Source organism: Streptomyces marinisediminis (assembly GCF_026262575.1).
Classification (GTDB): domain Bacteria; phylum Actinomycetota; class Actinomycetes; order Streptomycetales; family Streptomycetaceae; genus Streptomyces; species Streptomyces marinisediminis.
Genome location: NZ_JAPKFL010000017.1, coordinates 1 through 25,072, shown reverse-complemented (window position 1 = coordinate 25,072; position 25,072 = coordinate 1). Strand labels below are relative to the sequence as shown.

General features: G+C 74.4%; 19 protein-coding genes and 1 pseudogene. 9 read left to right on the top strand and 11 right to left on the bottom strand.

Going from position 1 to position 25,072, the window contains the following annotated elements; genetic code table 11:
* Positions 1-12: 12 nt before the first annotated feature.
* Complete coding sequence (locus tag OSB71_RS15460) at positions 13-312, top strand: ferredoxin (RefSeq protein WP_265948611.1); 300 nt, start codon at positions 13-15, stop codon at positions 310-312.
* 142 nt (positions 313-454) lie between these two features.
* Here OSB71_RS15460 and OSB71_RS15455 read toward each other — a convergent pair whose 3' ends face one another.
* The 3 genes from OSB71_RS15455 to OSB71_RS15445 all read right to left on the bottom strand — a co-directional run bounded on the left by OSB71_RS15455 (position 455) and on the right by OSB71_RS15445 (position 3,414).
* Positions 455-1,045 (bottom strand): hypothetical protein, encoded by a 591-nt coding sequence (locus OSB71_RS15455; protein WP_265948609.1) that lies wholly within the window; start codon positions 1,043-1,045, stop codon positions 455-457.
* Between the two features lie 146 nt (positions 1,046-1,191).
* The gene (locus OSB71_RS15450) at positions 1,192-2,070 is read right to left on the bottom strand and encodes a tRNA (adenine-N1)-methyltransferase (RefSeq protein WP_265948608.1); all 879 of its coding nucleotides are present in this window, start codon (positions 2,068-2,070) and stop codon (positions 1,192-1,194) included.
* Positions 2,071-2,148: 78 nt separating this feature from the next.
* A complete protein-coding gene (locus tag OSB71_RS15445; RefSeq protein WP_265948607.1) occupies positions 2,149-3,414 on the bottom strand; it encodes a site-2 protease family protein in 1,266 nt (421 codons plus the stop codon).
* A 92-nt stretch (positions 3,415-3,506) separates the two neighbouring features.
* Between OSB71_RS15445 and OSB71_RS15440 the strand changes: the two genes are divergently transcribed.
* On the top strand, positions 3,507-4,496 hold the full coding sequence (locus OSB71_RS15440; RefSeq protein WP_265948605.1) for a RecB family exonuclease: 990 nt from the start codon (positions 3,507-3,509) through the stop codon (positions 4,494-4,496).
* A 45-nt stretch (positions 4,497-4,541) separates the two neighbouring features.
* Positions 4,542-5,210: a response regulator gene (locus OSB71_RS15435; protein ID WP_265948603.1), complete on the top strand. Its 669-nt coding sequence runs from the start codon at positions 4,542-4,544 to the stop codon at positions 5,208-5,210.
* A gap of 310 nt (positions 5,211-5,520) precedes the next feature.
* Here the strand turns inward: OSB71_RS15435 and OSB71_RS15430 are convergent, their stop codons facing one another.
* The 3 genes from OSB71_RS15430 to metH all read right to left on the bottom strand — a co-directional run bounded on the left by OSB71_RS15430 (position 5,521) and on the right by metH (position 12,280).
* Complete coding sequence (locus OSB71_RS15430) at positions 5,521-7,113, bottom strand: ABC transporter substrate-binding protein (protein ID WP_265948722.1); 1,593 nt, start codon at positions 7,111-7,113, stop codon at positions 5,521-5,523.
* 836 nt (positions 7,114-7,949) lie between these two features.
* Positions 7,950-8,657, bottom strand: coding sequence for an HAD family hydrolase (locus OSB71_RS15425; protein ID WP_265948602.1), 708 nt, complete (start codon positions 8,655-8,657; stop codon positions 7,950-7,952).
* A 95-nt stretch (positions 8,658-8,752) separates the two neighbouring features.
* Entirely contained in the window at positions 8,753-12,280 is a 3,528-nt protein-coding gene (metH, locus tag OSB71_RS15420) for a methionine synthase (RefSeq protein ID WP_265948600.1), read from the bottom strand.
* Between the two features lie 232 nt (positions 12,281-12,512).
* Here metH and OSB71_RS15415 point away from each other — a divergent pair, with 232 nt between their 5' ends.
* From OSB71_RS15415 to OSB71_RS15395, 5 genes and pseudogenes are all read left to right on the top strand, one after another.
* A complete protein-coding gene (locus tag OSB71_RS15415) occupies positions 12,513-13,277 on the top strand; it encodes an IclR family transcriptional regulator (protein ID WP_265948598.1) in 765 nt (254 codons plus the stop codon).
* A gap of 455 nt (positions 13,278-13,732) precedes the next feature.
* Positions 13,733-14,512 carry an MIP/aquaporin family protein gene (locus OSB71_RS15410; RefSeq protein WP_265948596.1) on the top strand — a complete coding sequence of 260 codons (780 nt, stop codon included), beginning with the start codon at positions 13,733-13,735 and terminating at the stop codon, positions 14,510-14,512.
* A gap of 34 nt (positions 14,513-14,546) precedes the next feature.
* Positions 14,547-16,097 (top strand): glycerol kinase GlpK, encoded by a 1,551-nt coding sequence (glpK, locus tag OSB71_RS15405; protein WP_265948594.1) that lies wholly within the window; start codon positions 14,547-14,549, stop codon positions 16,095-16,097.
* Positions 16,098-16,102: 5 nt separating this feature from the next.
* Positions 16,103-17,716: a glycerol-3-phosphate dehydrogenase/oxidase gene (locus tag OSB71_RS15400; RefSeq protein WP_265948592.1), complete on the top strand. Its 1,614-nt coding sequence runs from the start codon at positions 16,103-16,105 to the stop codon at positions 17,714-17,716.
* 496 nt (positions 17,717-18,212) lie between these two features.
* Positions 18,213-19,183: pseudogene (locus OSB71_RS15395) on the top strand (PAC2 family protein); the annotation flags it as partial.
* A gap of 14 nt (positions 19,184-19,197) precedes the next feature.
* Here OSB71_RS15395 and mshC read toward each other — a convergent pair.
* The 5 genes from mshC to OSB71_RS15370 all read right to left on the bottom strand — a co-directional run bounded on the left by mshC (position 19,198) and on the right by OSB71_RS15370 (position 24,083).
* Complete coding sequence (gene mshC, locus OSB71_RS15390; RefSeq protein WP_265948591.1) at positions 19,198-20,427, bottom strand: cysteine--1-D-myo-inosityl 2-amino-2-deoxy-alpha-D-glucopyranoside ligase; 1,230 nt, start codon at positions 20,425-20,427, stop codon at positions 19,198-19,200.
* A 92-nt stretch (positions 20,428-20,519) separates the two neighbouring features.
* Entirely contained in the window at positions 20,520-21,455 is a 936-nt protein-coding gene (locus tag OSB71_RS15385) for an SCO1664 family protein (RefSeq protein WP_416237270.1), read from the bottom strand.
* A complete protein-coding gene (locus OSB71_RS15380; RefSeq protein ID WP_265948720.1) occupies positions 21,416-22,009 on the bottom strand; it encodes a DUF3090 domain-containing protein in 594 nt (197 codons plus the stop codon). The genes OSB71_RS15385 and OSB71_RS15380 overlap by 40 nt, the downstream gene beginning before the upstream one ends.
* 65 nt (positions 22,010-22,074) lie before the next feature.
* Entirely contained in the window at positions 22,075-22,785 is a 711-nt protein-coding gene (locus tag OSB71_RS15375) for a histidine phosphatase family protein (RefSeq protein ID WP_265948589.1), read from the bottom strand.
* Between the two features lie 242 nt (positions 22,786-23,027).
* Positions 23,028-24,083 (bottom strand): LLM class F420-dependent oxidoreductase, encoded by a 1,056-nt coding sequence (locus tag OSB71_RS15370; protein ID WP_265948718.1) that lies wholly within the window; start codon positions 24,081-24,083, stop codon positions 23,028-23,030.
* A 75-nt stretch (positions 24,084-24,158) separates the two neighbouring features.
* Between OSB71_RS15370 and OSB71_RS15365 the strand changes: the two genes are divergently transcribed.
* The coding region (locus OSB71_RS15365; protein ID WP_265948587.1) for an aldo/keto reductase at positions 24,159-25,072 on the top strand (914 nt) is incomplete at its 3' end.

Below are 25,072 nucleotides of genomic sequence, written 5' to 3'. Positions count from 1 at the left end.
GGGCAGGCGAGTATGACCGTGCAGAGTGACGTACACACCGGCGAGCTGGAGGTCTGGATCGACCAGGACCTGTGCACCGGGGACGGCATCTGCGCCCAGTACGCGCCCGAGGTGTTCGAGCTGGACATCGACGGCCTGGCGTACGTGAAGGGCGAGGACGACGAGCTGCGCACCGCGGCGGGCGCCACCGCGCCGGTGCCGCTGCCGCTGCTGCGCGACGTGGCGGACTCCGCCAGGGCGTGCCCCGGCGAGTGCATCCACGTGCGCCGCGTGGCCGACGGCGTGGAGGTCCACGGCCCGGACGCCGGCTGAAGTCCGGCGCGGTCCGGGCGCACGGGGCGCGACCCGCGCCGCCCACCGCGCGACCCGCGCGGCGCGCGCCCGGCACGGCCCGGTTCCGGCCCGGTGGCGACTGCGGCCCGGTGCCCCCGGCCGCGCGCCGGGCCTCCCGGAGTCAGACCGTGGCGGGGGCCAGGGCGGTCGGGCCCAGGGCGAAGGTGTCGCCCTGCCACCGCCAGCGCGCGTCGCGCCGCTCGTCCGGGCAGCAGCGGGGCACGGCGTCGGAGGAGTAGCCGAGCAGGGTGGCCGTCACCACTCCCCCGCGCACGCGCACGTCGGTGACGGTCTGCTCGTCGGCCGGCTCCACCAGCGTGGCGACGACCCGTGGCGCCTGGCCGCGGGCGGGGTGGGCGAGCACGTACATGCCGCTGGGCGGCGTACCGGTGCCGGTGGCGCACCGCACGGCGGCGACCGTCTCGGCCGTGCCGTCGGCGTCGAAGTCGGCCTCCGCCCGCTCGGTGACCGCCGGCTCCCACGGGCCGCAGTCGACCGGGTAGGCGGCGGCGTCCGGGTCGGGCCCCGGCCGGGCCGCCGGTTCCGCCGCGTCGGCCCGCGCGCCGGAGGGCTGGAGCAGGGCGGCGCCGCCCAGGACCGCGGCGAGCGCCGCGGCGGTGGCGAGCCAGTGGGTGAGCGTGGGGCGGCTGTGCGGGAGGGTCTGCACGCGGGGCGTCTCCTGGTGCGGCGCGGGCTCGGAGGGTGCGTGCATCGTGCCACACGTCACACCGGCCGCCAACGCGCGGGGCCGTCGCGCCCGGGCACCCCGCGCGGCGGACCCGTCGGCGCCGGTGAAGCGCGCGGGCCGGGCGCGACGGCACGTCGCGACCCGGCCCGGCGAGGTTCCGCCCGGCGGCGCTAGGCGGGCTTGTAGTCCTCGCCGTAGGCGCCCTTCGCGGGGCGGCGGCGGCGCAGGGGCGGCTCCACGCCGTCGGCCAGGCGGCGGGCGCTCAGGAGGAAGCCGGTGTGCCCGATCATGCGGTGGTCGGGGCGGACGGCCAGGCCCTCGATGTGCCAGTTGCGGACCATGGTCTCCCACGCCGCGGGCTCGTTGAACGTGCCGTGCTCGCGGATGGCCTCGACCGTCCGGGCGAGCTGTGTGGTGGTGGCCACGTAGGCGCACAGCAGTCCGCCGGGGACGAGGGCCTTGGAGACGGCGTCCAGGCACTCCCAGGGCGCGAGCATGTCGAGGATGACCCGGTCGACGTCGGACTCGTCCAGGTGGTCCTGGAGGTCGCCGACGGTGAGCCGCCAGGCCGGGTGGGCGCTGCCGAAGTAGCGTTCGACGTTCTGCCGGGCGATGTCGGCGAAGTCGGCGCGGCGCTCGTAGGAGTGCAGCAGGCCGGCGTCGCCGATGGCGCGCAGCAGGAAGGTGCTCAGCGAGCCCGAGCCGACCCCCGCCTCGACGACGCGCGCGCCGGGGAAGATGTCGGCCATCGCCAGGATCTGGCCGGCGTCCTTGGGGTAGACGACGGCCGCGCCGCGCGGCATGGACAGGACGTAGTCGGGGAGCAGGGGGCGCAGCGCCAGGTAGGCGACGTTTCCAGTGGTTCGGACGACACTGCCCTCGGGAGCACCGATCAGCTCGTCGTGGGGGAAGGCTCCCTTGTGGGTGTGGAAGCTCTTGCCCGCTTCGAGCGTGATGGTGTAGTGGCGTCCCTTGGGGTCGGTGAGCTGGACCTGGTCCCCGACCTGGAAGGGCCCGCGACGGCGGGCGGCACCGGTCGGTTCGGACATGGGCGTCAGCCTAGTCGAGCCGCCGGGCTGGGCCGAATCGAGGTCCCGCCCGCCCCGGCCCGCGGGCGCGGAACCCGGCTAAGCGGCGGCCGGGGAGGACGGTGAGGACTTCGCCATGGCGGCGACGAACGCCCGCTCGACGTCCCCGGTGGACAGGACGCCGTAGATCTCGCCGGTCTCCTCGACCACGAGGTACTCGGTGGCCGGGACGGCGCGCAGGTGGTCGAGCAGCTCCTCCCCCGCGAGCTCGGCGGGCACCCGCAGGTCGTCGGTGAGGTCCTGGGAGAGCGTGCCCGCCGTGACCCAGGGCCTGCGGTGCTCGGGCACGGAGACGATGCCCGCCTCCCGCACGATGCCCACCGGCGTGCCCTGGCCGTCGACGAGCACGAGGGCGCGGGCCCCGGCCTCGTTGGCCCGGCGCAGTGCCTCGGACAGCGGCACGTCGGCGGTGACGGGCACCGCCCGGCGGGTCAGCGCACGGGCGCTGAGGTCCGGCAGGCGGGCGCGCAGCCGCGCCATGCGCAGGCTGTTCCCGGCGCCGGTCCAGATGATCGCGGCGAGGATGGCCGCGAGCAGCGCGTCGGTGAGGGAGCCGGTGGGGCCGTCCTCACCGCCCAGGCCCCCGGCGTAGGTGGCCAGCGGCAGGCCGATCAGGACGGCGACGGCCAGCCCCCGGCCGGTCCACGCGGCGGCGACCGTGCCGGTCATCGGGTCGCCGCTGAGCTTCCAGATGACCGCGCGCAGCATGCGGCCGCCGTCCAGCGGGAGCCCGGGCAGCAGGTTGAAGGCGGCCACGATGAGGTTGGAGATCATCAGCCCCGCCAGCAGCACGCCGGGGATGGTGCGCGCCTCCACGCCCTGCATGCCGAGGTAGAAGACGCCGGCCAGGGCGAGGGAGAGGAGCGGCCCGACGAAGGCGAGGACGAACTCCCGGCCCGGCGTCTCGGACTCCTTCTCGATCTCCGAGACGCCGCCGAAGAACTGGAGCTGGATGCGGCGCACGGGCAGGCGGAACCGCAGCGCGGCGACGGTGTGGGCCAGCTCGTGGACGAGCACGGAGGCGTAGAAGGCCACCGCGAAGAACAGGGCGATGAGGTAGCGGGCGGCGCCGAGCCCGGGGAGCACGCGGTCGATCTGGTCGCCGAAGACCCAGGTGATGAGGGCGGCGACCAGGAACCAGCTCGGTGCGACGTACACCGGCACGCCGAAGGGGCGGCCCATCAGGATGCCGCCGCCGCGCTCGCGGGGACGCCTTCCGCCCGGCCGTCCCCCGCCCGGGCGTCCGCCGCCCGGGTCGCGGGGCGGCGTGCCGCCGTCTCCGCCGTCGTGCCGCGTGTCTGCCACTGGCTCCCCTCTGCTGCCGCTGGGCACCGTGTGCCCGGTGATTCCGATGGTATGTGTCCGCGTGTCGGTGGCGGGCCGTAGGGTCGTGCGGCATGGGAACCCCCACACGCCGATCAGCCGTTCCGTCGCGTTCACTCTCGCCGTCCCGGGCGGCCGATTTCATGCAGTGCCCGTTGCTCTACCGCTTCCGTGTGATCGACAAACTGCCGCAGAAGCCGAACGCCGCGGCGGCGCGCGGCACGGTGGTCCACGCGGTGCTCGAACGGCTCTTCGACGCACCCGCGGCGGACCGGAGCGCGCCGCGGGCCCGGGCGCTGGTGCCCGCGGAGTGGGAGCGGCTGCTGGAGCGGCGCCCGGAGCTGGCCCAGCTCTTCGCGCCCGAGAGAACCGACGGCACGGACGGCACGGACGACGCCGACGGCGCGGGTAGCGCGGGCGGCGCGGTGGACGGCGCGGAGCTGGCGCGCTGGCTGGCCGAGGCCGAGGCGCTGGTGGAGCGGTGGTTCACCCTGGAGGACCCGACCCGTCTGGAGCCGGCCGAGCGCGAGCTGTTCGTCGAGGTCCGGCTGGAGTCGGGGCTGTGGCTGCGCGGCATCATCGACCGGGTGGACGTGGCGCCCACCGGCGAGATCCGCATCGTCGACTACAAGACCGGCAAGGCCCCGCGCGCGCAGTTCGCCGGTGAGGCGCTGTTCCAGATGAAGTTCTACGCGCTGGTGCTGTGGCGGCTGAGGGGCGTGGTGCCGCGCCGGCTCCAGCTCGTCTACCTGGGCAGCGGGGACGTGCTGACCTACGACCCGGACGAGGCGGACCTCGCGGGCGTCGAGCGCAAGCTGCTGGCGCTGTGGGAGGCGATCGAGCGCGCCACGGAGTCCGGGGACTGGCGGCCCCGCCCGAGCCGGCTGTGCGACTGGTGCGACCACCGGGAGCACTGTCCCGAGTTCGGCGGCACTCCCCCGCCGTACCCGCTCGTGCTCCCGCTCGCCCGCGGGCCCGAGGAGGCGGGGGCGGGGGCCGAGGAGGAGACGGCGGCCGGCGACGACGTCCCTCCGGCGCCGCGCACAGCGCCGGAGGGCGGTTAGGCAAGAATGGGGGGCGACCGTCCGTCCGCCGAGGGGGATCTTCCTGTGGCCATCCGCGTACTGCTCGTCGACGACCAGCCGCTGCTGCGCACCGGCTTCCGGATGATCCTGGAGGCCGAGCCGGACGTCGCGGTCGTCGGAGAGGCCGGGGACGGGCAGCAGGCCCTGGAACAGGTGCGGGCACTGCAGCCGGACGTGGTGCTGATGGACATCCGGATGCCGCGCATGGACGGCGTCGAGGCCACCCGGCAGATCACCGGCCCGGCGAAGGACGGCCCCGCGAAGGTGCTCGTGCTGACGACGTTCGACCTGGACGAGTACGTGGTCGAGGCCCTGCGGGCGGGGGCGAGCGGCTTCCTGCTCAAAGACGCCCCGGCGCAGGAGCTGGTGCAGGCCATCCGGGTGGTCGCGGACGGGGAGGCGATGCTCGCCCCCAGCATCACCCGCCGGCTGCTGGACAAGTACGCGGGCCAGCTCCCCACCGGCGAGGAGCCGGTGCCGCAGGCGCTGAGCACGCTCACCGAGCGTGAGGTGGAGGTGCTCAAGCAGGTGGCGAAGGGGCTGTCGAACGCGGAGATCGCCGCGGAGCTGTTCGTCAGCGAGACGACGGTCAAGACGCACGTCGGCCACGTGCTCACCAAGCTGGGGCTGCGGGACCGGGTGCAGGCGGCGGTCTACGCCTACGAGTCCGGGCTCGTGCGGCCCGGCGGCTGACCGGCCGCGGACGACGCCGGACGGGCCGGGGCGGAGGGCTCCGCCGGACCCTCCGTCGGCGCGGAGCACCGCACGCCCGGGGCCGCACGGCCACCCGCGCCCGACGCCACCGCACGCCCGGGGCCGTCCGCGCGCGGCGACGGCGCCCGCGCGGCACGCGCCGAAGCGCCGCCCGGGCAGGCGGGCACGGGCCGCCCCGCCCGGGGCCACCGCGCACGCCGGTGCACCACCGCGCACGCGGAGGGGGCCGGGCGTCGCGCCCGGCCCCCTCCGCGTGCGGTGCGGGGCGTCGCGGCCCCGCGGCGGGCGGTCAGTCCTCGGGGGTCTTGCCGATCTCCCAGAAGCGGAAGACCGTGGAGGCGTCCAGGGTCCACTCCAGTCCGGAGATGCTGTCCTGGGCGACGGCGTACTGCTTGCCCTGCCAGACGGGGAGCATCGGCAGGTCCTCGGCGACGACGTCCTGGATGGTGCCGAAGTCCTCGACGGTGGCGGCGCGGCTGGCCTCGGCGGCGGTGCGCGGCAGCACCTCCTCGGTGATGCGCTCGGCGTCGTAACCGTTGTTCAGGACGTTGCCCTCGCCGAAGAACGGTGCGGTGAAGTTGTCGGCGTCCGGGTAGTCCGGGACCCAGCCCTTGACGTAGACGCCGTACTCGCCCGCGTCGATGGCCTTCTCGTACTGCTCCAGTTCCACGCTGCGCATCTCGGCCTCGAACAGCCCGCTGGCGTTGAGTTGTTCGGCGATGGCGGCCAGCTCGGCGTCGGTCTGGGCGCCGTAGCGCACCGGGGTGGACCACAGGGTGAGCTGCACCGGCTCGGTGATGCCCTCGGCGCGCAGGGCCGCCTCGGCCTTGTCCGGCTGCGGACGCTCGCCGTAGCGGTCGAAGAAGGCGGTGTTGTGGCCGGTGATGCCGGCCGGGACGATCGAGTACAGCGGCTCGGCCGTCCGCTCGTAGACGTCGCGGATGAGCGTCGAGCGGTCGATGAGGTAGGCGATGGCCTCGCGGACGCCGCGCTGACCGGTGACCGGGTGGTCCATGTTGAAGACCAGGTGGTGGACCTCGGCACTGGTGCCCTGCACGACCTGGATGTCCTGCTGGGAGCTGCTGGTGCTGGCCTCCAGCTCGGCGAGGTCCTCGGTGGCCAGGTGGCGGTAGGCGATGTCGACGCCCTGCGTCTGCACCGCCTCCTTGAGCTTGGCCGGGTCGTCGAAGAACTTCATCGTCATGCCGGAGTTCTGCGCCTTCGCCGGACCGCGGTAGTCGGTGTTGACCGAGAAGACGGCCTCCTGCTCGCTGAAGCTGTCCAGGGTGTAGACGCCGGAGCCGACCGCCTCGTGGTCGGTGCGCAGCTCGTCGGCCGGGTACTCGCGGTGGTCGACGATGGAGCCCGCGCCGGAGGCGACCTTCTGCGGGAAGGTCGCGTCGGGGGTGTTGAGGTGGAAGACGACGGTCTTCTCGTCCGGTGTCTCGATCCGGTCGATGGTCTGGAGCATGACGGCGGGGCCGTCCGGGTCGTCGATGCGCAGCGTGCGGTCGAAGGAGAACTTCACGTCCTTCGACGTCAGGTCGTTGCCGTTGGAGAACTGCAGCCCGTCCTTGAGGGTGCAGGAGAACGTCCGGCTGGTGTTGTCCTGGAAGCCGCACTTCTCGGCGGCCTCCGGCTGCGGCTGGGTGGCGCCCTTGGGGAAGCTCAGCAGGGACTGGAAGACGTTGTTGAACACCAGCCAGGAACCGGGGTCGTACCCCGAGGCCGGGTCGGTGGCCAGCACCTCGTCGGTCATGCCCATCACGATGGGCTCGCCCCGGCCCGCGGAATCGCCCTCGCCGGCCCCGCAGCCGCTGAGCAGCGCGGCCGTGACGGCCACGCCGGTCGGTAGCGCCACCCAGGTGGCCCGATTCCTCACACGCACGTTCTCACCTTGTCTCGAATGCGGGGTCGGCCCGGTCTCGCGGACGCGCCCGGTTCGGGCGGCGGCGACCCGGTGTGCCGGCCGGTGGGCCGGGAGGGGGTGCCCGGGGTCTGGCCCGGTGCTGTCGCGGGGAGCGACGGGTCGGTGTCGGCGCGCCGGCGGCAGGGTCGTCCGCGGGCCGGTGCGCTGCGGAAGCGGTCGGCCATGGTCAGTGCGCGACCCGGGCGGTGGAGCGCGCGCGGGCGCGCACCGCGTGGCGACGGGTGCCGGCCCGCGGCCCGGAGGGGCGCGTGAACGCGGCGCTGGGGGCGTGCGCGGTCGGGGAATGCGAGGCCGGCGAACTGGGCGCGCACGCTCGGTCACGCGGCGTGGTGCGGTTCATCAGTGGTCTCCCTCGTGCGGCCCGGGTGGTTCTGGGGGGTTGGCGGGGCCGCAGCCAGAGATTAGTAGTTGGCGCTCAGGGCACCTGACCAGGGAACCACCCGGCCGGGACGCGCACGGAGGCCCGCACCGGCGTCATCCGCTATGCGGACGCGGGGGCACAGGCGGCGAGTGCGCGGAAAGTGGGACGAACCACTCCGCCCCGGCGCCGACGCGCGGGGGCGCTCGCACGTCCGCACGGCCGTGTCGACCGGGGCCGCGGTGAGAAACATCACCCGGGGCGCCCGCCTGCCGGGCGAAAGGTTTCAGCCATGTTCGACGCCCCGTCAGGGGCCCCTCGTCCGCCGCGCTGCGGCGCCGCCGCCCCGCCTGACCCGCCGTCCGCCGGGATGCCCGCCTCTCGCTCCCGGCCGCCGCCCGGCGCGGTACCGGCGGACCGGGGGGCGGGGTCAGGCCCGGTCGCCGACGCTGACCAGGGAGCGCAGGAAGGCGACGTCGACCTCCTCCAGCGAGGTGACGAACGTGCGCCCCTCGGCGGGTTCGACGGTGGTCACCGACGGCACGGCGACCACCGGGCAGCCGGCGGTCTGCGCCGAGGTCACCCCCGTCTCGGTGTCCTCGATCACCACGCACCGGGCGGGTTCGGCGCCCAGTCTGCGAGCCGCCGTCAGGTACGGCTCGGGGTCGGGCTTGGTCCGCGTCACCTCGTCGCCGGCGATCGTGACGGTGAAGTTCTCCGGCCCCAGCGAGCGCAGCACCCGGTCCATGATGTGCCGGTGGGTGGCCGAGACCAGGGCCGTGGGCACCTGGTGGGCGGCCAGCTCGGTCAGGAGTCTGCGCGCGCCGGGCATGAGCGCCACGCCGTGTTCCAGGCGCTCGGTGAACTTGGCGTTGAGCAGCGCCGAGAGCGCGGGGACGGTGATGTCCGCGCCCGTGACGCCGATGAGGTAGGCCGCGCTGCGGCTCATCGGGCCGCCGACGACCACCTGCCGGTGCTCGTCGGTCAGCTCGTGGCCCAGCTCGGCGAAGACCTCGACCTCCGCGTCCCACCAGAAGCCCTCGGAGTCGACCAGGGTGCCGTCCATGTCCAGCAGGACGGCCTGGAGCGCCGAGCCTTCGGCCGGACGGGTGGCGAGTGCGGGGATCGAGCTGGTCATCGACGGACCTCCGTGGGACACGAAGGCCGGTCGGCCGCCCCGCGCCGGGGGCGGCCGACCGGCCCATACCGGACCGATCATTGTACGACGATCGGCTAGCGCGCGTTGAAGTACTTCGCCTCGGGGTGGTGCAGGACGATCGCGTCCGTGGACTGCTCGGGGTGGAGCTGGAACTCCTCGGAGAGCTTCACCCCGATGCGCTCCGGCTGGAGCAGGTCGGCGATCTTGGCCCGGTCCTCCAGGTCCGGGCAGGCCCCGTAGCCCAGCGAGAAGCGGGCGCCGCGGTACTTCAGGGCGAACATGTCCGCCACGTCCGCCGGGTCCTCGCCCGCGAAACCGAGCTCGGCGCGGACCCGGGCGTGCCAGTACTCGGCCAGGGCCTCCGCGAGCTGGACGGACAGGCCGTGCAGCTCCAGGTAGTCGCGGTAGGCGTCGGAGGCGAACAGCTCGGCGGTCGCCTCCCCGATCCGCGAGCCGACGGTGACCACCTGGAAGCCGACGACGTCCGTCTCGCCGGACTCCTTCGGGCGGAAGAAGTCGGCCAGGCACAGCCGCCTCCCGCGCCGCTGGCGCGGGAAGGTGAACCGGGTGCGCTCGGAGCCGTCGTCGTGCAGGACCACGAGGTCGTTGCCCTCGGCGTGGCAGGGGAAGTACCCGTAGACGACGGCGGCCTCCAGCATGTTCTCGGTCTGCAACCGGTCCAGCCAGCCGCGCAGGCGCGGCCGGCCCTCGGTCTCCACCAGCTCCTCGTAGCTCGGCCCGCCGCCCGTGCGCGCCTCCTTCAGTCCCCACTGGCCCTTGAACAGCGCGCCCTCGTCCAGCCAGGAGGCGTACTCGGCGAGCTGGATGCCCTTGATGATCCGGGTGCCCCGGAACGGCGGCGCGGGCACGGGGTTGTCGGTGGCGACGTCGGAGCGGGTGGTGTCGTCCAGCGGCGCGGCCTCGGGCAGTGCGCTGTCGCGCTTGGCGACCCGGCGCTGCTTGAGCTCGGGCAGGGTGGCGCCGGGCACGCCGCGCTTGACGGCGATCAGGGCGTCCATCAGCCGCAGCCCCTCGAAGGCGTCGCGGGCGTAGCGGACCTCGCCCTCGTAGACCTCGTGCAGGTCCTGCTCGACGTAGGCGCGGGTGAGGGCGGCGCCGCCGAGGATGACCGGGTAGTCCGCGGCCATCTTGCGCGCGTTGAGCTCTTCGAGGTTCTCCTTCATGATCACCGTGGACTTCACCAGCAAGCCCGACATGCCGATGACGTCCGCCCGGTGCTCGGCGGCCGCGTCCAGGATCGCGGAGACGGGCTGCTTGATGCCCAGGTTGACCACGTTGTAGCCGTTGTTGGACAGGATGATGTCCACCAGGTTCTTGCCGATGTCGTGCACGTCCCCGCGCACGGTGGCCAGCACGATGGTGCCCTTGCCGTCCTCGTCCGTCTTCTCCATGTGCGGTTCGAGGTGGGCCACCGCGGTCTTCATCACCTCCGCGGACTGGAGCACGAAGGGGAGCTGCATCTGCCCGGAGCCGAACAGCTCGCCGACGGTCTTCATCCCGGCCAGCAGCGTGTCGTTGACGATGTCCAGCGCGGGGCGCTCGGCCAGCGCCGCCTCCAGGTCGTCCTCCAGGCCGTTGCGCTCGCCGTCGATGATGCGCCGCTGGAGCCGCTCGTCCAGCGGCAGCGCGGCCAGCTCCTCGGCCTTGCCCGCCCGCATGGACTTGCTGTCCACGCCCTCGAAGAGGGCCAGGAGCTTCTGCAGCGGGTCGTAGCCCTCGCGGCGGCGGTCGTAGACGAGGTCGAGCGCGGTGGTGACCTGCTCCTCGTCCAGCCGGGCGATCGGCAGGATCTTGCTGGCGTGCACGATCGCGGAGTCCAGGCCCGCCTTGACGCACTCGTCCAGGAAGACGGAGTTCAGCACCATGCGGGCGGCCGGGTTCAGCCCGAAGGAGATGTTGGACAGCCCCAGCGTGGTCTGCACCTCCGGGTGGCGGCGCTTGAGCTCCCGGATCGCCTCGATCGTCTCGATGCCGTCGCGGCGGGACTCCTCCTGCCCGGTGCAGATGGTGAACGTCAGGCAGTCGATGATGATGTCCGACTCGTGGATGCCCCAGTTGGTCGTCAGGTCGGTGATCAGGCGTTCGGCGATGGCGACCTTGTGCTCCGCGGTGCGGGCCTGGCCCTCCTCGTCGATCGTCAGCGCCATCAGGGCGGCACCGTGTTCGCGGGCGAGCGCGGCGACCTTCGCGAACCGCGAGTCGGGGCCGTCGCCGTCCTCGTAGTTGACGGAGTTGATCACCGCGCGGCCGCCGAGCTTCTCCAGGCCGGCCCGCAGGACGTCGACCTCGGTGGAGTCCAGCACGATCGGCAGCGTGGAGGCGGTGGCGAACCGGCCCGCCAGCTCGGCCATGTCGGCCACGCCGTCCCGGCCGACGTAGTCCACGCACAGGTCGAGCATGTGCGCGCCCTCGCGGATCTGCTCGCGGGCCAGCTCGACGCAGTCGTCCCAGCGGCCCTCCAGCATCGCGTTGCGGAACTTCTTCGACCCGTTGGCGTTGGTCCGCTCGCCGATCGCCAGGTACGCGGTGTCCTGCCGGAACGGCACCGCCTGGTACAGCGACGCCGCCCCGGGCTCCGGGCGCGGCCGCCGCTCGGCGGGCGCGAGGTCGCGGACGCGTTCGACGACCTGGCGCAGATGCTCGGGGGTGGTGCCGCAGCAGCCGCCCACCAGGGAGAGGCCGAAGTCGGTGACGAACTGCTCCTGGGCGTCCGCCAGTTCCGGCGCCGTCAGCGGGTAGTGCGCGCCGTCCTTGCCCAGCACCGGCAGCCCGGCGTTGGGCATGCACGCCAGCGGCACCCGGGAGTGGCGCGCGAGGTAGCGCAGGTGCTCGCTCATCTCCGCCGGACCGGTGGCGCAGTTCATGCCGATCATGTCGATGCCGAGCGGTTCGAGCGCGGTGAGGGCGGCGCCGATCTCCGAGCCGAGGAGCATGGTGCCGGTCGTCTCGACCGTCACCGAGCAGATCACCGGCAGGTCCAGGCCGGTGGCGGACAGGGCGCGGCGGGCGCCGATGATCGCGGCCTTCGTCTGCAGCAGGTCCTGCGTGGTCTCCACCAGCAGCGCGTCGGCACCGCCGGCGATCAGCCCCTCGGCGTTGCGCTGGTAGGCGTCGCGCAGGACGGCGTAGGGGGCGTGGCCGAGCGTGGGGAGCTTGGTGCCGGGGCCCATGGAGCCCAGCACCCACCGCGGACGCCCGTCGCCGCCGGTGAACTCGTCGGCCACCTCGCGGGCCAGGCGGGCCCCGGACTCCGAGAGCTCGAAGACGCGGTCGGTGATGTCGTACTCCCCCAGCGCCGTGTGGTTCGCGCCGAAGGTGTTGGTCCCCACGCAGTCCACGCCCACGGCGAAGTACTCGTGGTGCACGGAGCGCACGATGTCCGGGCGGGTGCTGCTGAGGATCTCGTTGCAGCCCTCGAGCTGCTCGAAGTCCTCCAGGGTCGGCTCCTGCGCCTGGAGCATGGTGCCCATGGCACCGTCCGCGACGACGACGCGTGAGGCCAGTGCGTCGCGGAGGGCCCGGATGCGGGCTTCGTGGGTCAGTGGCGCGAACTGCGCGGACGCCTGGGACGTCAGGGACATCTGGAGCTCCTGTGGTGCGACGGCTGTCGGCTTTGCCGCACGCCCCGGGGGCGCGGGCACCAGGCCAGGGTAGCGGGACGCCGCGTGTGGGCCAGGCGGCGTCCCGCACGCTGGACGGCCGTAGGATCTGGTGGGCTACGGGGCCGTCGACATGATCCGCTGACGTTCGGCAATGCCGACCGGCGGCGCGGTGCCGTAGCCAGGGACCAGCTAGGTGAAGAGAGGTTGTCCGATGGCCCGGAGCATCCAGTCCCTGGAGCGGGCTGCGGCGGTACTGCGGCTGCTCGCCGGCGGTGAGCGCCGCCTCGGCCTGTCCGACATCGCCTCCACGCTGGGTCTGGCCAAGGGCACCGCCCACGGACTGCTGCGCACGCTCCAGCAGGAGGGCTTCGTCGAGCAGGACGAGGCGTCCGGGCGCTACCAGCTCGGGGCGGAGCTGCTGCGGCTGGGCAACAGCTACCTGGACGTGCACGAGCTGCGCGCCCGGGCACTGGTGTGGTCCGACGACCTGGCCCGCTCCAGCGGCGAGGCGGTGTACCTGGGGGTGCTGCACCACGGCGGCGTCCTGGTGGTCCACCACGTCTTCCGGCCCGACGACAGCCGCCAGGTGCTGGAGATCGGGGCGATGCAGCCGCTGCACAGCACGGCGGCGGGCAAGGTGCTGGCCGCCTACGACCCGGTGGCCCACAGCGAGCTGGTCGATGCCGAACGGGAGTCCTTCACCGAGCGGACGCTGACCTCGCTGGCCGAGCTGGAGGAGAGCCTGGAGCTCACCCGGGCCCGGGGCTGGGCGGCCGACGTGGAGGAGACCTGGGAGGGCGTGGCGTCGATCGCCGCGCCGATCCACGACCGGCGCAGGCTGCCGGTGGGCGCGGTGGGGATCACCGGCGCGGTGGAGCGGGTCTGCGCGGACGGCGCGATCCGCCCCGAGCTGGTGGCCTCCGTGCGTGACTGCGCACGGGCGGTCTCCCGCGACCTGGGCGCCAGCCGCTTCTGAGACCCGCGCGGGGCGAGCCCGCCGCCCGCCGGGTGGCCGGAGCCCGCCGCACGGCCGCCTCGCACGCGGCCGCCTCGCACGCGGCCGCCCCGCACACGGCGGCAGCGTCCGGCGTGGCGGCACACGGGCGCCGGGGCGGCCACCCCGCGGGCGGCGGCAGGCGGCGCCCCGGGCCCGCCCCAGCGCCCGGACCCCGCCCCACCCGCTCCCCTCCGGGCCCGTGGCGACGACGCCGGCCCCGCCCCCTCCGCCCCGGATGGCGCCGACCGGTGCCGCGCAGACGGCGGGGCCGGCGCGGGGCCAGCGCGGACCCGGGAGGGGAAGCGGGACGAGGAGGGGGTGGCCAATGTCTTGACGGAGATGGATGCGAGGATAAAACTGCCGTGCGGCGGTCGACAATGTCGAACACCGGACGGGACCGGTTCCGCCCTTCCCTGTGAACAAAGGAGTCGCGGGTGTCCAACTCCGACATATTTCTGGGCGAGGTCATCGGAACCGCCGTCCTCATCCTGCTCGGCGGCGGCGTCGTCGCCGGAGTGGTCCTCAAGCGCAGCAAGGCCTACAACGCGGGCTGGCTCGCGATCACCTTCGGCTGGGGCTTCGCCGTCCTGACCGGCGCCTACGTCTCCGTGAATCTCTCCGGCGGACACCTCAACCCGGCGGTGACGCTCGGGCTGGCGATCAAGGAGGACGCCTGGGAAACGGTGCCGTACTACGTCAGCGGTCAGCTCGTCGGCGCGATGATCGGCGCGGCGCTGGTGTGGGTGGCCTACTACGGGCACTTCATGGCGCACCTCACCGACCGGGAGGTCGTCGGCGGCCCCGGCGCCCAGGCCACGCGGGCCGCGGCGCGCGACACGCCCGGACCGGTGCTCGGCGTGTTCGCCACGGGACCGGAGATCCGCAACACCGCGCAGAACCTGGCCACCGAGGTCATCGGCACCTTCGTGCTCGTGCTCGCCATCCTGGAGACCGGCACCAACGAGGGGCTGGCCCTGTCCGGCACCGGCGTGCTGATCGTCGCCCTCGTCGTCGTCGGCATCGGCCTCTCCCTCGGCGGGCCGACCGGGTACGCGATCAACCCCGCCCGCGATCTCGGCCCGCGAATCGTGCACGCGCTGCTCCCGCTGCCGAACAAGGGCGGGTCAGACTGGAGCTACGCCTGGATACCGGTGGTCGGCCCGCTGCTCGGCGGCGCCCTCGCCGGCGGGCTGTACCAGCTCGCGTTCGCCTGACCGCCGCCCCTACGAGAGCAACTGGAGCACCGACATGACCGACACCGCCACCGACACCGCCACCGACACCGCGGCCCACCCGGGGTACATCGCCGCGATCGACCAGGGCACCACGTCCAGCCGCTGCATCGTCTTCGACCGGGACGGCCGCATCGTCGCCGTGGACCAGAAGGAGCACGAGCAGATCTTCCCCAAGCCCGGCTGGGTCGAACACGACGCCGCCGAGATCTGGACGAACGTGCGGGAGGTGGTCGACGGGGCCATCCGCAAGGCGGAGATCACCCGGGACGACGTCAAGGCCATCGGCATCACCAACCAGCGCGAGACCACGCTGCTGTGGGACAAGGCCACCGGCGAGCCGGTGCACAACGCCATCGTCTGGCAGGACACCCGCACGGACGCGCTCTGCCGCGAGCTGGGCCGCAACGTGGGCCAGGACCGGTTCCGCCGCGACACCGGGCTGCCGCTGGCCTCCTACTTCGCCGGGCCGAAGATCCGCTGGCTGCTGGACAACGTCGAGGGGCTGCGCGAGCGGGCCGAGCGCGGCGAGATCCTCTTCGGCACGATGGACTCCTGGGTCATCTGGAACCTCACCGGCGGCCCGGACGGCGGCGTGCACGTCACCGACGTCACCAACGCCTCGCGCACCATGCTCATGAACCTGCGCACCATGGACTGGGACGAGCGGATCGCCTCCTCGATGGGCGTGCCGCCGGCGGTGCTGCCGGAGATCCGCTCCTCCGCCGAGGTGTACGGCCACGCCGCGAGCGGTGTGCTGGAGGGCGTGCCGGTGGCGTCGGCCCTCGGCGACCAGCAGGCGGCGCTCTTCGGGCAGACGTGCTTCGAGACGGGCGAGGGCAAGTCGACCTACGGCACCGGGACCTTCCTGCTGATGAACACCGGCCACCAGCCGGTCAACTCCTACAACGGCCTGCTGACCACCGTCGGGTACCGCATCGGGAACGACAAGCCGGTGTACGCGCTGGAGGGCGCGATCGCGGTCACCGGCGCGCTCGTGCAGTGGATGCGCGACCAGATGGGCCTGATCAGCACCGCGGCCGAGATCGAGACGCTGGCCAGCTCCGTGGACGACAACGGCGGCGCCTACTTCGTCCCCGCGTTCTCCGGCCTGTTCGCCCCCTACTGGCGCGCGGACGCCCGGGGCGTCATCGCCGGGCTCACCCGCTACGTCACCAAGGCGCACCTGGCCCGGGCCGTGCTGGAGGCCACCGCCTGGCAGACACGCGAGATCGTCGACGCGATGGCCAAGGACTCCGGCGTGGAGCTGACCGCGCTGAAGGTCGACGGCGGCATGACGTCCAACAACCTGCTGATGCAGAACATCGCGGACGTGCTGGACGCCCCCGTGGTGCGCCCGATGGTCGCCGAGACCACCTGCCTGGGCGCCGCCTACGCCGCGGGGCTGGCGGTCGGCTTCTGGTCGGACACCGACGAGCTGAGCGCCAACTGGCGGCGCGCGGCCGAATGGACCCCCCGTATGGACGCGGCCGTGCGCGACCGCGAGTACCGGAACTGGCTCAAGGCCGTCGAGCGGACCATGGGCTGGATCGAAGAGGAGAACTGATCGACATGAACACCATCCCGCAGAGCGTCCCCTCGCTGGGGGCGCGCCCGACGGCCGGTGCCAACCCCGGACGCGCCGAGACCCGGGACGTGCTCGCCCGGGCGACGTACGACCTGCTCGTGGTCGGCGGCGGCATCCTGGGCACGTCGGTGGCCTGGCACGCGGCGCAGTCGGGGCTGCGGGTGGCGATGGTGGACGCCGGCGACTTCGCCGGCGCCACCTCCTCCGCGTCCTCCAAGCTGGTGCACGGCGGACTGCGCTACCTGCAGACCGGCTCGGTGAAGCTGGTGGCCGAGAACCACCACGAGCGGCGGGTGCTGGCCAGGGACGTCGCGCCGCACCTGGTGAACCCGCTGACGTTCTACCTGCCGGTCTACGAGGGCGGCCCGCACGGCGCGGCCAAGCTGGGCGCGGGCGTCTTCGCCTACTCGGCGCTGTCGGCGTTCGGGGACGGCGTGGGACGGGTGATCTCCCCGGCCCGTGCCGCCGCCGACAACCCGGGGCTGCGCACCGAGGGGCTCAAGGCCGTGGCCGTCTACGGCGACCACCAGATGAACGACTCGCGGGTGGCGCTGATGACGGTGCGGGCGGCCGTGGCCGCCGGGGCCGTGGTGCTCAACCACGCCGAGGTGAGGGGCCTGCGCTTCGCCCGCGGCCGGGTCACCGGCGCGGAGGTGCGCGACCGGCTGGACGGCACGGAGTTCGGCGTCGACGCCCGGCTGGTGCTCAACGCGACCGGTCCGTGGGTGGACCACCTGCGGCGCATGGAGGACGCGGCGGCCGCGCCCAGCATCCGGCTGTCCAAGGGCGCGCACGTGGTGCTCAAGCGCTCCGCGCCGTGGCGGGCGGCGATGGCCACACCGATCGACAAGTACCGCATCACCTTCGCCCTGCCGTGGGAGGACATGCTTCTGCTGGGCACCACCGACGAGCGCTACGAGGGCGACCCGGGCGAGGTGGCCGCGACGGAGGCGGACATCGAGCAGATCCTGTCCGAAGCCGCCGTCTCCGTGCGCGAGGAGCACCTCTCCCGCGACGCCCTGACGTACGCCTTCGCCGGCCTGCGGGTGCTGCCCGGCGGCCCGGGCGGGGTGGAGTCGGCGAAGCGGGAGACGGTCGTCACCGAGGGCCGCGGCGGCATGCTGTCGGTGGCGGGCGGCAAGTGGACGACCTACCGGCACATCGGACGCACGGTGCTGAACCGGTTGGCGAAGCTGCCCGGCGGGGTGCTGGCCGAGGACATGCAGCCGGTGTCGCGGCTGCCGCGCCGGGTCCCGCTGCCGGGGGTGGCCAACCCCGACGCCGTGGCCCACCGCCTGCTGGTGGACCGCGACCCGGGCGGCCGGATCGACCCGCTGACCGCGCGGCACCTGGCCACCCACTACGGAGCGCTGGCCTTCGACATCGCCCGGCTGGTCGCCCGGGACCCGGCGCTGGGCGAGCGGATGCACCCGGACGGGCCGGAGATCTGGGCGCAGGCCGTCTACGCCCGCGACCACGAGTGGGCCACCAGCGCGGACGACGTGCTGCGCCGCCGCACCACCCTGACGGTGCGCGGGCTGGACACGCCCCAGGTGCGGGCGCGCGTGGAAGACCTCCTCGCCCAGCGCCCGGACTGACCCGCCCCGCCGCTCCCCGGCGCGCGGACCGCGTTCGGCGCGGCCCGCGCGCCGGGCCCGTTCCCGGCGGGGGCGTCCGACGGCAGGCGCGCCCCGCCCCGCGCGCGGCCCGGGGAGGCGCACGGACGGCGGGGGGCGAACGGGGGCGCGCGAGACGTCGAGCTGCTGACGGCGCTCCCTCCCGCCACGGGCCGACGGGTCGACAGGGCGACAGGGCGACAGGGCGACGGAAGCGGCTCGGTCGCACGGCCCCCGACGGTGGCGGCGGCGGCGCGCGGCGCGCGGCGCGGGTTCGGTCGGCGAGCATCGGACCGGGGGCGTTCCGGCGCGGCGCCCGCCAACGCCGGCGCGGCCCCCGCGCACGGACGGGAGCGCGTACCGGCGCGGCCGGGTGGCGCCCGCGCGAGGCGGGTGAACCGGCTCGCGGGCTGCGGGCCCGACGGTGCGACGCCGTAGGCTGAGTGCGCGAAACTGTCCGCGACGAAGGAGGCGCTGGGTGATCGAGCTGGAGGGTGTCCCCGAGCTGGTCGACCCGGTCATGGTGGCCGCGTTCGAAGGCTGGAACGACGCTGGAGACGCCGCCTCCAGCGCGGTGGGACACCTGCACGAGGAGTGGAAGGGCGAGGTGTTCGCCGCGCTGGACGCGGAGGACTACTACGACTTCCAGGTGAACCGGCCGCAGGTGTGGCTGGACAACGGCGTGCGCAAGATCACTTGGCCGACGACGCGGCTGTCGGTGGTCCGCGTGTCCGGTGACAGACCGCGGGACCTCGTCCTGGTCCGCGGCATCGAACCCAGCATGCGGTGGCGGTCGTTCTGCAACGAGCTGCTGGGCTTCGCCCACGAGCTGGGCGTGGAGATGGTGGTGGTGCTCGGCGCTCTGCTGGGCGACACGCCGCACACGCGTCCGGTGCCGGTCACCGGCGTCACCTCCGACCCGGACCTGGCGCGCTCGCTGAACCTGGAGGAGTCGCGGTACGAGGGGCCGACCGGGATCGTCGGCATTCTCCAGGAGGCCTGCACGCACGCCGGGGTCCCGGCGGTCAGCCTGTGGGCCGGGGTGCCGCACTACGTCTCGCAGCCGCCCAACCCGAAGGCCACCCTGGCGCTGCTCAACCGGCTGGAGGACCTGCTGGACGTGCGGGTGCCGCTGGGCGAGCTCGCGGAGGACGCGCGCGCGTGGCAGGTGGGCGTCGACCAGCTCGCGGCCGAGGACAGCGAGGTGGCGGAGTACGTGCAGTCGCTGGAGGAGGCCCGGGACACGGCCGAGCTGCCGGAGGCGTCCGGGGAGGCCATCGCCCGCGAGTTCGAGCGCTACCTGCGGCGCCGGCCGCCGGGGCGGGGCGGGGGCGACGCCGACGACCCGGAGGAGCCCCCGGCGTAGGCGCGCGACGCGCCCGGGCCCGCCACGACGGCGCACGCCACGCCCCGGGCGGGGCACACCGGGGCCGCCGGTGCCCCGGCGGCCCCGGTCCGCGTCGTTACAGGGCGACGCCCAGCAGCGCGTCCACCGTGCGGGAGACGAGGCCGGGCGCGCCCTCGTCCGAGCCGCCGTCCGCGTGCTGGCGCCGCGCCCAGGCGTCGACGGCGCCCAGCGCCCGCGGCGTGTCGAGGTCGTCGGCGAGCGCCGCTCGGACCTCCTCCAGCAGCGCTTCCGCGGGCGGCCCGTCCGGGCGGGAGACCGCCGCGCGCCACCGGCCGAGCCGGGCGACGGCGTCGTCCAGCACGGCGTCGGTGTACTCCCAGTCGGACCGGTAGTGGTGGGCCAGCAGGGCGAGCCGGATCGCCGCCGGGTCGACGCCGTCCCGGCGGAGCGTGGAGACGAAGACCAGGTTGCCCTTGGACTTCGACATCTTCTCGCCGCCCAGCCCGACCATGCCCGCGTGCACGTACGTGCGCGCGAAGGGGTGCTCCCCGGTGAGGGCCTGGGCGTGCGAGGCGCCCATCTCGTGGTGCGGGAAGACCAGGTCGGAGCCGCCGCCCTGGACGTCGAAGCCCATGCCGAGCCACTCCAGGGCGATGGCCACGCACTCGATGTGCCAGCCGGGCCGCCCGGGGCCCAGGGTGCGCCCGTCCCAGTGCGGCTCGCCGTCGCGGGCGGCCACCCACAGCAGCGGGTCCAGCGGGTTCTTCTTGCCGGGGCGCTCCGGGTCGCCGCCGCGCTCGGCGGACAGGGCGCGCATGGTGGCGGCGTCCAGCCCGGACACCTCGCCGAAGTGCGGGTCGGCCTCGACGGAGAAGTAGACGTCACCGTCCAGTTCGTAGGCGGCGCCCGCGTCGCGCAGCCGCTCGACCAGCGGCACGATCTCGGGTATGGACTCCACCGCGCCGACGAACTGACGCGGCGGCAGCATCCGCAGGGCGGTCATGTCCGCGCGGAACAGGGCCGTCTCACGCTCGGCGATCCGCGTCCAGTCCTGGCCGGTGGCCCCGGCCCGCTCCAGGAGCGGGTCGTCGATGTCGGTGACGTTCTGTACGTAGTGGACCTGGCGCTTGGTGTCGAGCCACACGCGCTGGACGAGGTCGAACGCGTTGTAGGTCGCCGCGTGCCCCAGATGGGTGGCGTCGTAGGGCGTGATGCCGCAGACGTAGATGCGGGCGACGGGACCGGGGGTGAGGGTCACCCGACCGCCGGTCGCGGTGTCGTGGATGTCGAGGTCGCGGCCACTGCCGGGCAGGGCGGGGACCTCGGATGCGGGCCAGGCATGCATGGTCATGAGCGTAACCGCAGGACGGTTCGGGCACCGAACGGGACCGTGCCGGCGGCCGGACGCCGGGTACGGACCCGTCCGGCGCCGGCCGGCTACACCGGGGGCCAGGGGATGGCCGGCCAGTTCCCGCCGGGCAGCGGGTGGCGCCCGCCGCCGAGCAGGCCCGCCACGCGCTTGCGCAGCGCCTCCAGCTCCACCTCGCTCAGCAGCCCGGCCAGCCGTCCCGTCAGCGCGCCGCCGGGGGCCAGCTCCCCGGCCAGGCGGCGCAGCGGCTCCCGCACGGACTGCGGCAGCGGCTCGCCCGCCCACCCCCACAGCAGGGTGCGCAGCTTGTCGTCGGTGTGGAAGGCGACCCCGTGGTCGATCGCCCGCAGGCGTCCGTCCGGCAGCGGCAGCAGGTGGCCGCCCTTGCGGTCGGCGTTGTTGATGACGGCGTCGAGCACGGCCAGGCGGCGCAACCGCGCGTCGTCGGCGTGGACGAGCAGCGCGGTGCGGCCCGGCCCCGTCTCCGCGAAGCCGACCGCCTTCCAGCCGGGTCCGGGTTCGTCGGCGTCCACCAGGGCGAGCAGCTCGTCGGCGGCGGTGGGCGCGGGCTCGTCCGCGTCCGGGGCCGGGCCGACCCACTGCTGGCACATGCCCTCGCCGAACGGGCCGTCGCGCAGCACCGTGGGCGGCACCAGGTCCCAGCCCAGCGCACGGCACACCTCGTACGCGGCGACCTCGCGCCCGGCCAGGGTGCCCGTCGGGAAGTCCCACAGCGGGCGCTCCCCCGCGACCGGCTTGTACACGCAGGCCACACAGGCGCCGTCGGCGGTGACGGTGCCGTAGAAGACGCCGTTGGACGCGTCGGCGATGCGGCCGGTCACGCTCAGCTCGCCGTGGGCCAGGAGCGCGGCCACCGCGTCGGCGGCCGGCTCGCCCGCGGGGGACGCGGGCGCGGCGGGCACGGGCGCGGCGTCCGGGGCCGGCCCCTCGTGCTCGGCCCGGTTCACGCTTCCCCGCGCCGGTATCCGTTCTGGCGCGGGCAGATGTGGCCCTCCGGGTCCAGCGGCAGGCTGCACAGCGGGCACGGCGGACGGCCCGCGTTGACGACCTCCATGGCCCGCTTGGCGAACGCGCGCGCCATCGACCCGGTCAGGCGCACCCGCAGCATCGGCGGCCCGTTCTCGTCGTCGTGCAGCAGCCGCTCCTCGGCTTCCGCCAGGGACTCCTCGGACTCGGCCTCCAGGGCCACCAGGGCCTGCGCCTCGACGACCATCCGCTCGCTGTCGCCGTCCCAGGCCAGCGCCATCGTGCCGACCCGGAACTCCTCCTCCACCGGGCTCTCCAGCGGCCCGGTGTCGGTGAGCTCGCTGGGCGCGACGGCCGGGACGGCGGTGCTGCCCCCGCTGCGCCGCACCACCTCGTCCAGCAGCTCGTCGATGCGCTCGGCCAAAGCCTCGACCTGCGCTTTCTCCAGGGCGACGCTCGTGGTGCGGCCCTGGCCGGTGGCCTGGAGGTAGAAGGTGCGCCGTCCGGGCAGCCCGACCGTACCGGCGACGAATCGGTCCGGCGGGTCGTAGAGGAACACCTGACGGGACACGTCCTGCTCCATCGGGTCGGCGACGGGGGTCACTGGCACCCTACTGCTCCCGGTGATCGCCCCGCTCACGCACCGCCCCCGACAGCGGCGTCGCTGCCCGCGCCGGGGGTGTTGGCCGCGCCCGCGGCGTCCCCCGCGGGCTCCCGGGGGGCGAGCGTGGCCAGGCCGCCGGTGTCGCCCAGGCGCAGCAGGAAGGGCCGCAGCGGGGTGTAGCGGATCGCGGTGACGGACCCGGGCTCGACGCTCACGCGCTGGAAGAGGTCCAGGTGCATGCCGAGGGCGTCGGCGACGACGGACTTGATGATGTCGCCGTGCGAGCACATCACGTACAGCGCGTCCGCCCCGTGCTCGGCCGCCACCCGCTCGTTCCAGTCCCGCACGGCGTCCACCGCGCGCTGCTGCATGCCGCGCATCGTCTCGCCGCCGGGGAAGCCGACGGAGCTGGGGTGCTGCTGGACGGCGGCCATCAGCGGCTCGTCGGCCAGCTCGGCGAGCTTGCGGTTGGTCCACTCCCCGTACGCGCACTCCGCGATGCGCTCGTCCTCGTGCAGCGGGAGCCCGGGGCGGGCGTCGGCCAGCGGCTGGAGCGTCTGACGGCAGCGCAGCAGCGGGCTGTGGACGGCGACGGCCAACGGCAGGTCCGCGAGGCGCTCCGGCAGCGCCGCGGCCTGCGTCTCCCCCTGGGCGTCCAGGGCGACGCCGGGGGTCCGGCCGGCCAGCAGGCCGGAGGTGTTCGCGGTCGAGCGGCCGTGGCGGACGAGCAGCAACGTGGGCATGCCAGCCAGGGTAGGCGCTCCTCCCCGGGGCGCCCCGGCCGGAGCCGGGGCACCGCCCCGGAGGCCGGAACGCGGGCGGCGTGAGCGCTCCGCGAGGGGCGTGCCGCGCCCCGGCGCCGGCCGGTCGGCGCCGGGGCGTAACCCCCGCCGGGGGTGGCGCGTTGGGTGGGTGACGGCCGTGGCGGGGTCGACCCCGAGCCCCCACCACGGCCGCAGGCCTGCCCGCCCCCGGGCGGTGGTGCTCAGGCCGCGCCGGAGCGCTCCAGGGCCTCGACGCCGGCCCGCAGCGCGGCGACGCGCTCGTCGAGGGTGAATCCGGCCGGGGCCAGGGTGAGCGTGGTGACGCCCGCTTCGGCGTAGGCCCGCATCCGGTCGGCCACGCGCTCGACGCTGCCCAGCAGGGTGGTGGAGTCGATCAGCTCGCGCGGGACGGCCGCGGCGGCGCCGTCCTTGTCGCCGGCCAGGTACTTCTCCTGGATCTCGGCGGCCTCCTGCTCGTAGCCCATGCGCTGGGCGAGCTTGTTGTAGAAGTTCTGCTTGCGGCTGCCCATGCCGCCGACGTAGAGCGCGGTGTAGGGGCGGAAGAAGTCGGCCAGGGCGTCGATCTGGTCGTCGCCGCCGATGGCCATGGGCACGGTCGGGCACAGGTCGAAGCCCGCCAGCTCCTTGCCCGCCTTGGCGCGTCCGGCCCGCACCGGGCCCAGCGTGGTGGCCTCGGCGTGCTCGGGGGCGAAGAAGACCAGCAGCGCGCCGTCGGCGATCTCGCCGGTCTGCTCCAGGTTCTTCGGGCCGATGGCGGCGACGTAGAGCGGCACGCGCTCGCGCACCGGGTGGACGGTGAGCTTGATGGGCTTGCCCGGGCCGTCCGGCAGCGGCAGCGTCCAGTGCTCGCCGGAGTGGCTGAGGCGCTCGCGCGACATGGCCTTGCGCACGATCTCGACGTACTCGCGGGTGCGGGCCAGCGGTTTGTCGAACTTCACGCCGTACCAGCCCTCGGAGACCTGCGGTCCGGAGACGCCCAGGCCCAGCCGGAAGCGGCCGCCGGACAGCGAGTCCAGCGTGGCGGCGGTCATGGCCGTCATGGCCGGGGTGCGGGCGGGGATCTGGAAGATGCCCGAGCCCACGTCGATGCGCTCGGTCTGGGCGGCGACCCAGGACAGCACCGTGGGCGCGTCCGAGCCGTAGGCCTCCGCCGCCCAGCAGACGCTGTAGCCGAGGCGGTCGGCCTCCTGGGCGACCGCGAGGTTGTCCTGGTCCATCCCGGCACCCCAGTAGCCGAGGTTGATCCCGAGCCGCATGGCCGCTCCCTTACTGGTCAGTAACACGGTGGTGCCTGGGACTGTACGCGACGGGCGGAAGTAGTCTCAACGGCCATGGAGCTACGCCGGCTGGGCCGCACCGGCCTGCGCGTGTCGCGGATCGGTCTGGGCACTTTGGCATGGGCCGGGTACCCGGTGGAGCGGGGCACGGCCGAGCAGCGTGCGGCGGAGACCCTCAAGGCCTTCTGGGAGGCGGGCGGCACGCTGGTGGACACCGCCGACGTCTACGCCGACGGCGGCGCCGAGCTGCTGCTCGGGCGGCTGCTGGACGGGCTGGTCCCCCGGCGTGACCTGGTGATCGCCACCAAGGCGGGCCGCGTCGCCGACGCCGAGCGGCCCTGCGACGGCTCACGCGGCCACCTGCTGGCCGCCCTCGACGCCTCGCTGGCGCGCCTGGGCACCGACCACGTCGACCTGTGGCACGTCCACGCCTTCGACGCCGGGACGCCGCTGGAGGAGACGCTGCACGCGGTGGACCTCGCGGTCAGCAGCGGACGCGCCCGGTACGCCGGGGTGGCCGACTTCTGCGGCTGGCAGCTCGCGAAGGCCGCCACCTGGCAGCTCGCGGCGCCCGGGACCCGCGTACCGCTGGCGAGCACGCTGATGGAGTACTCGCTGCTCCAGCGCGGGGTGGAGCGCGAGGTGCTGCCCGCCGCGCGCGATCTGGGCCTGGGGCTGCTGCCCTCCTCGCCGCTGGGCCGGGGCGTGCTCAGCGGCAAGTACCGCGGCGGCGCCCGTCCGGAGGGCTCGCGCGGCGCGACGGAGCGGCTGGCCGGGTTCGTCGAGCCCTACCTGGACGGTGCGGCCGAGCGGATCGTGGAGGCCGTGGCGACGGCGGCGGACGGGCTGGCCGCGACACCGCTCCAGGTGGCGCTGGCCTGGGTGCGGGACCGGCCGGGCGTCACCGCGCCGCTGGTGGGCGCGCGGAGCGCCGCGCAGCTCCAGGAGGCGCTGTCAGCGGAGGCCCT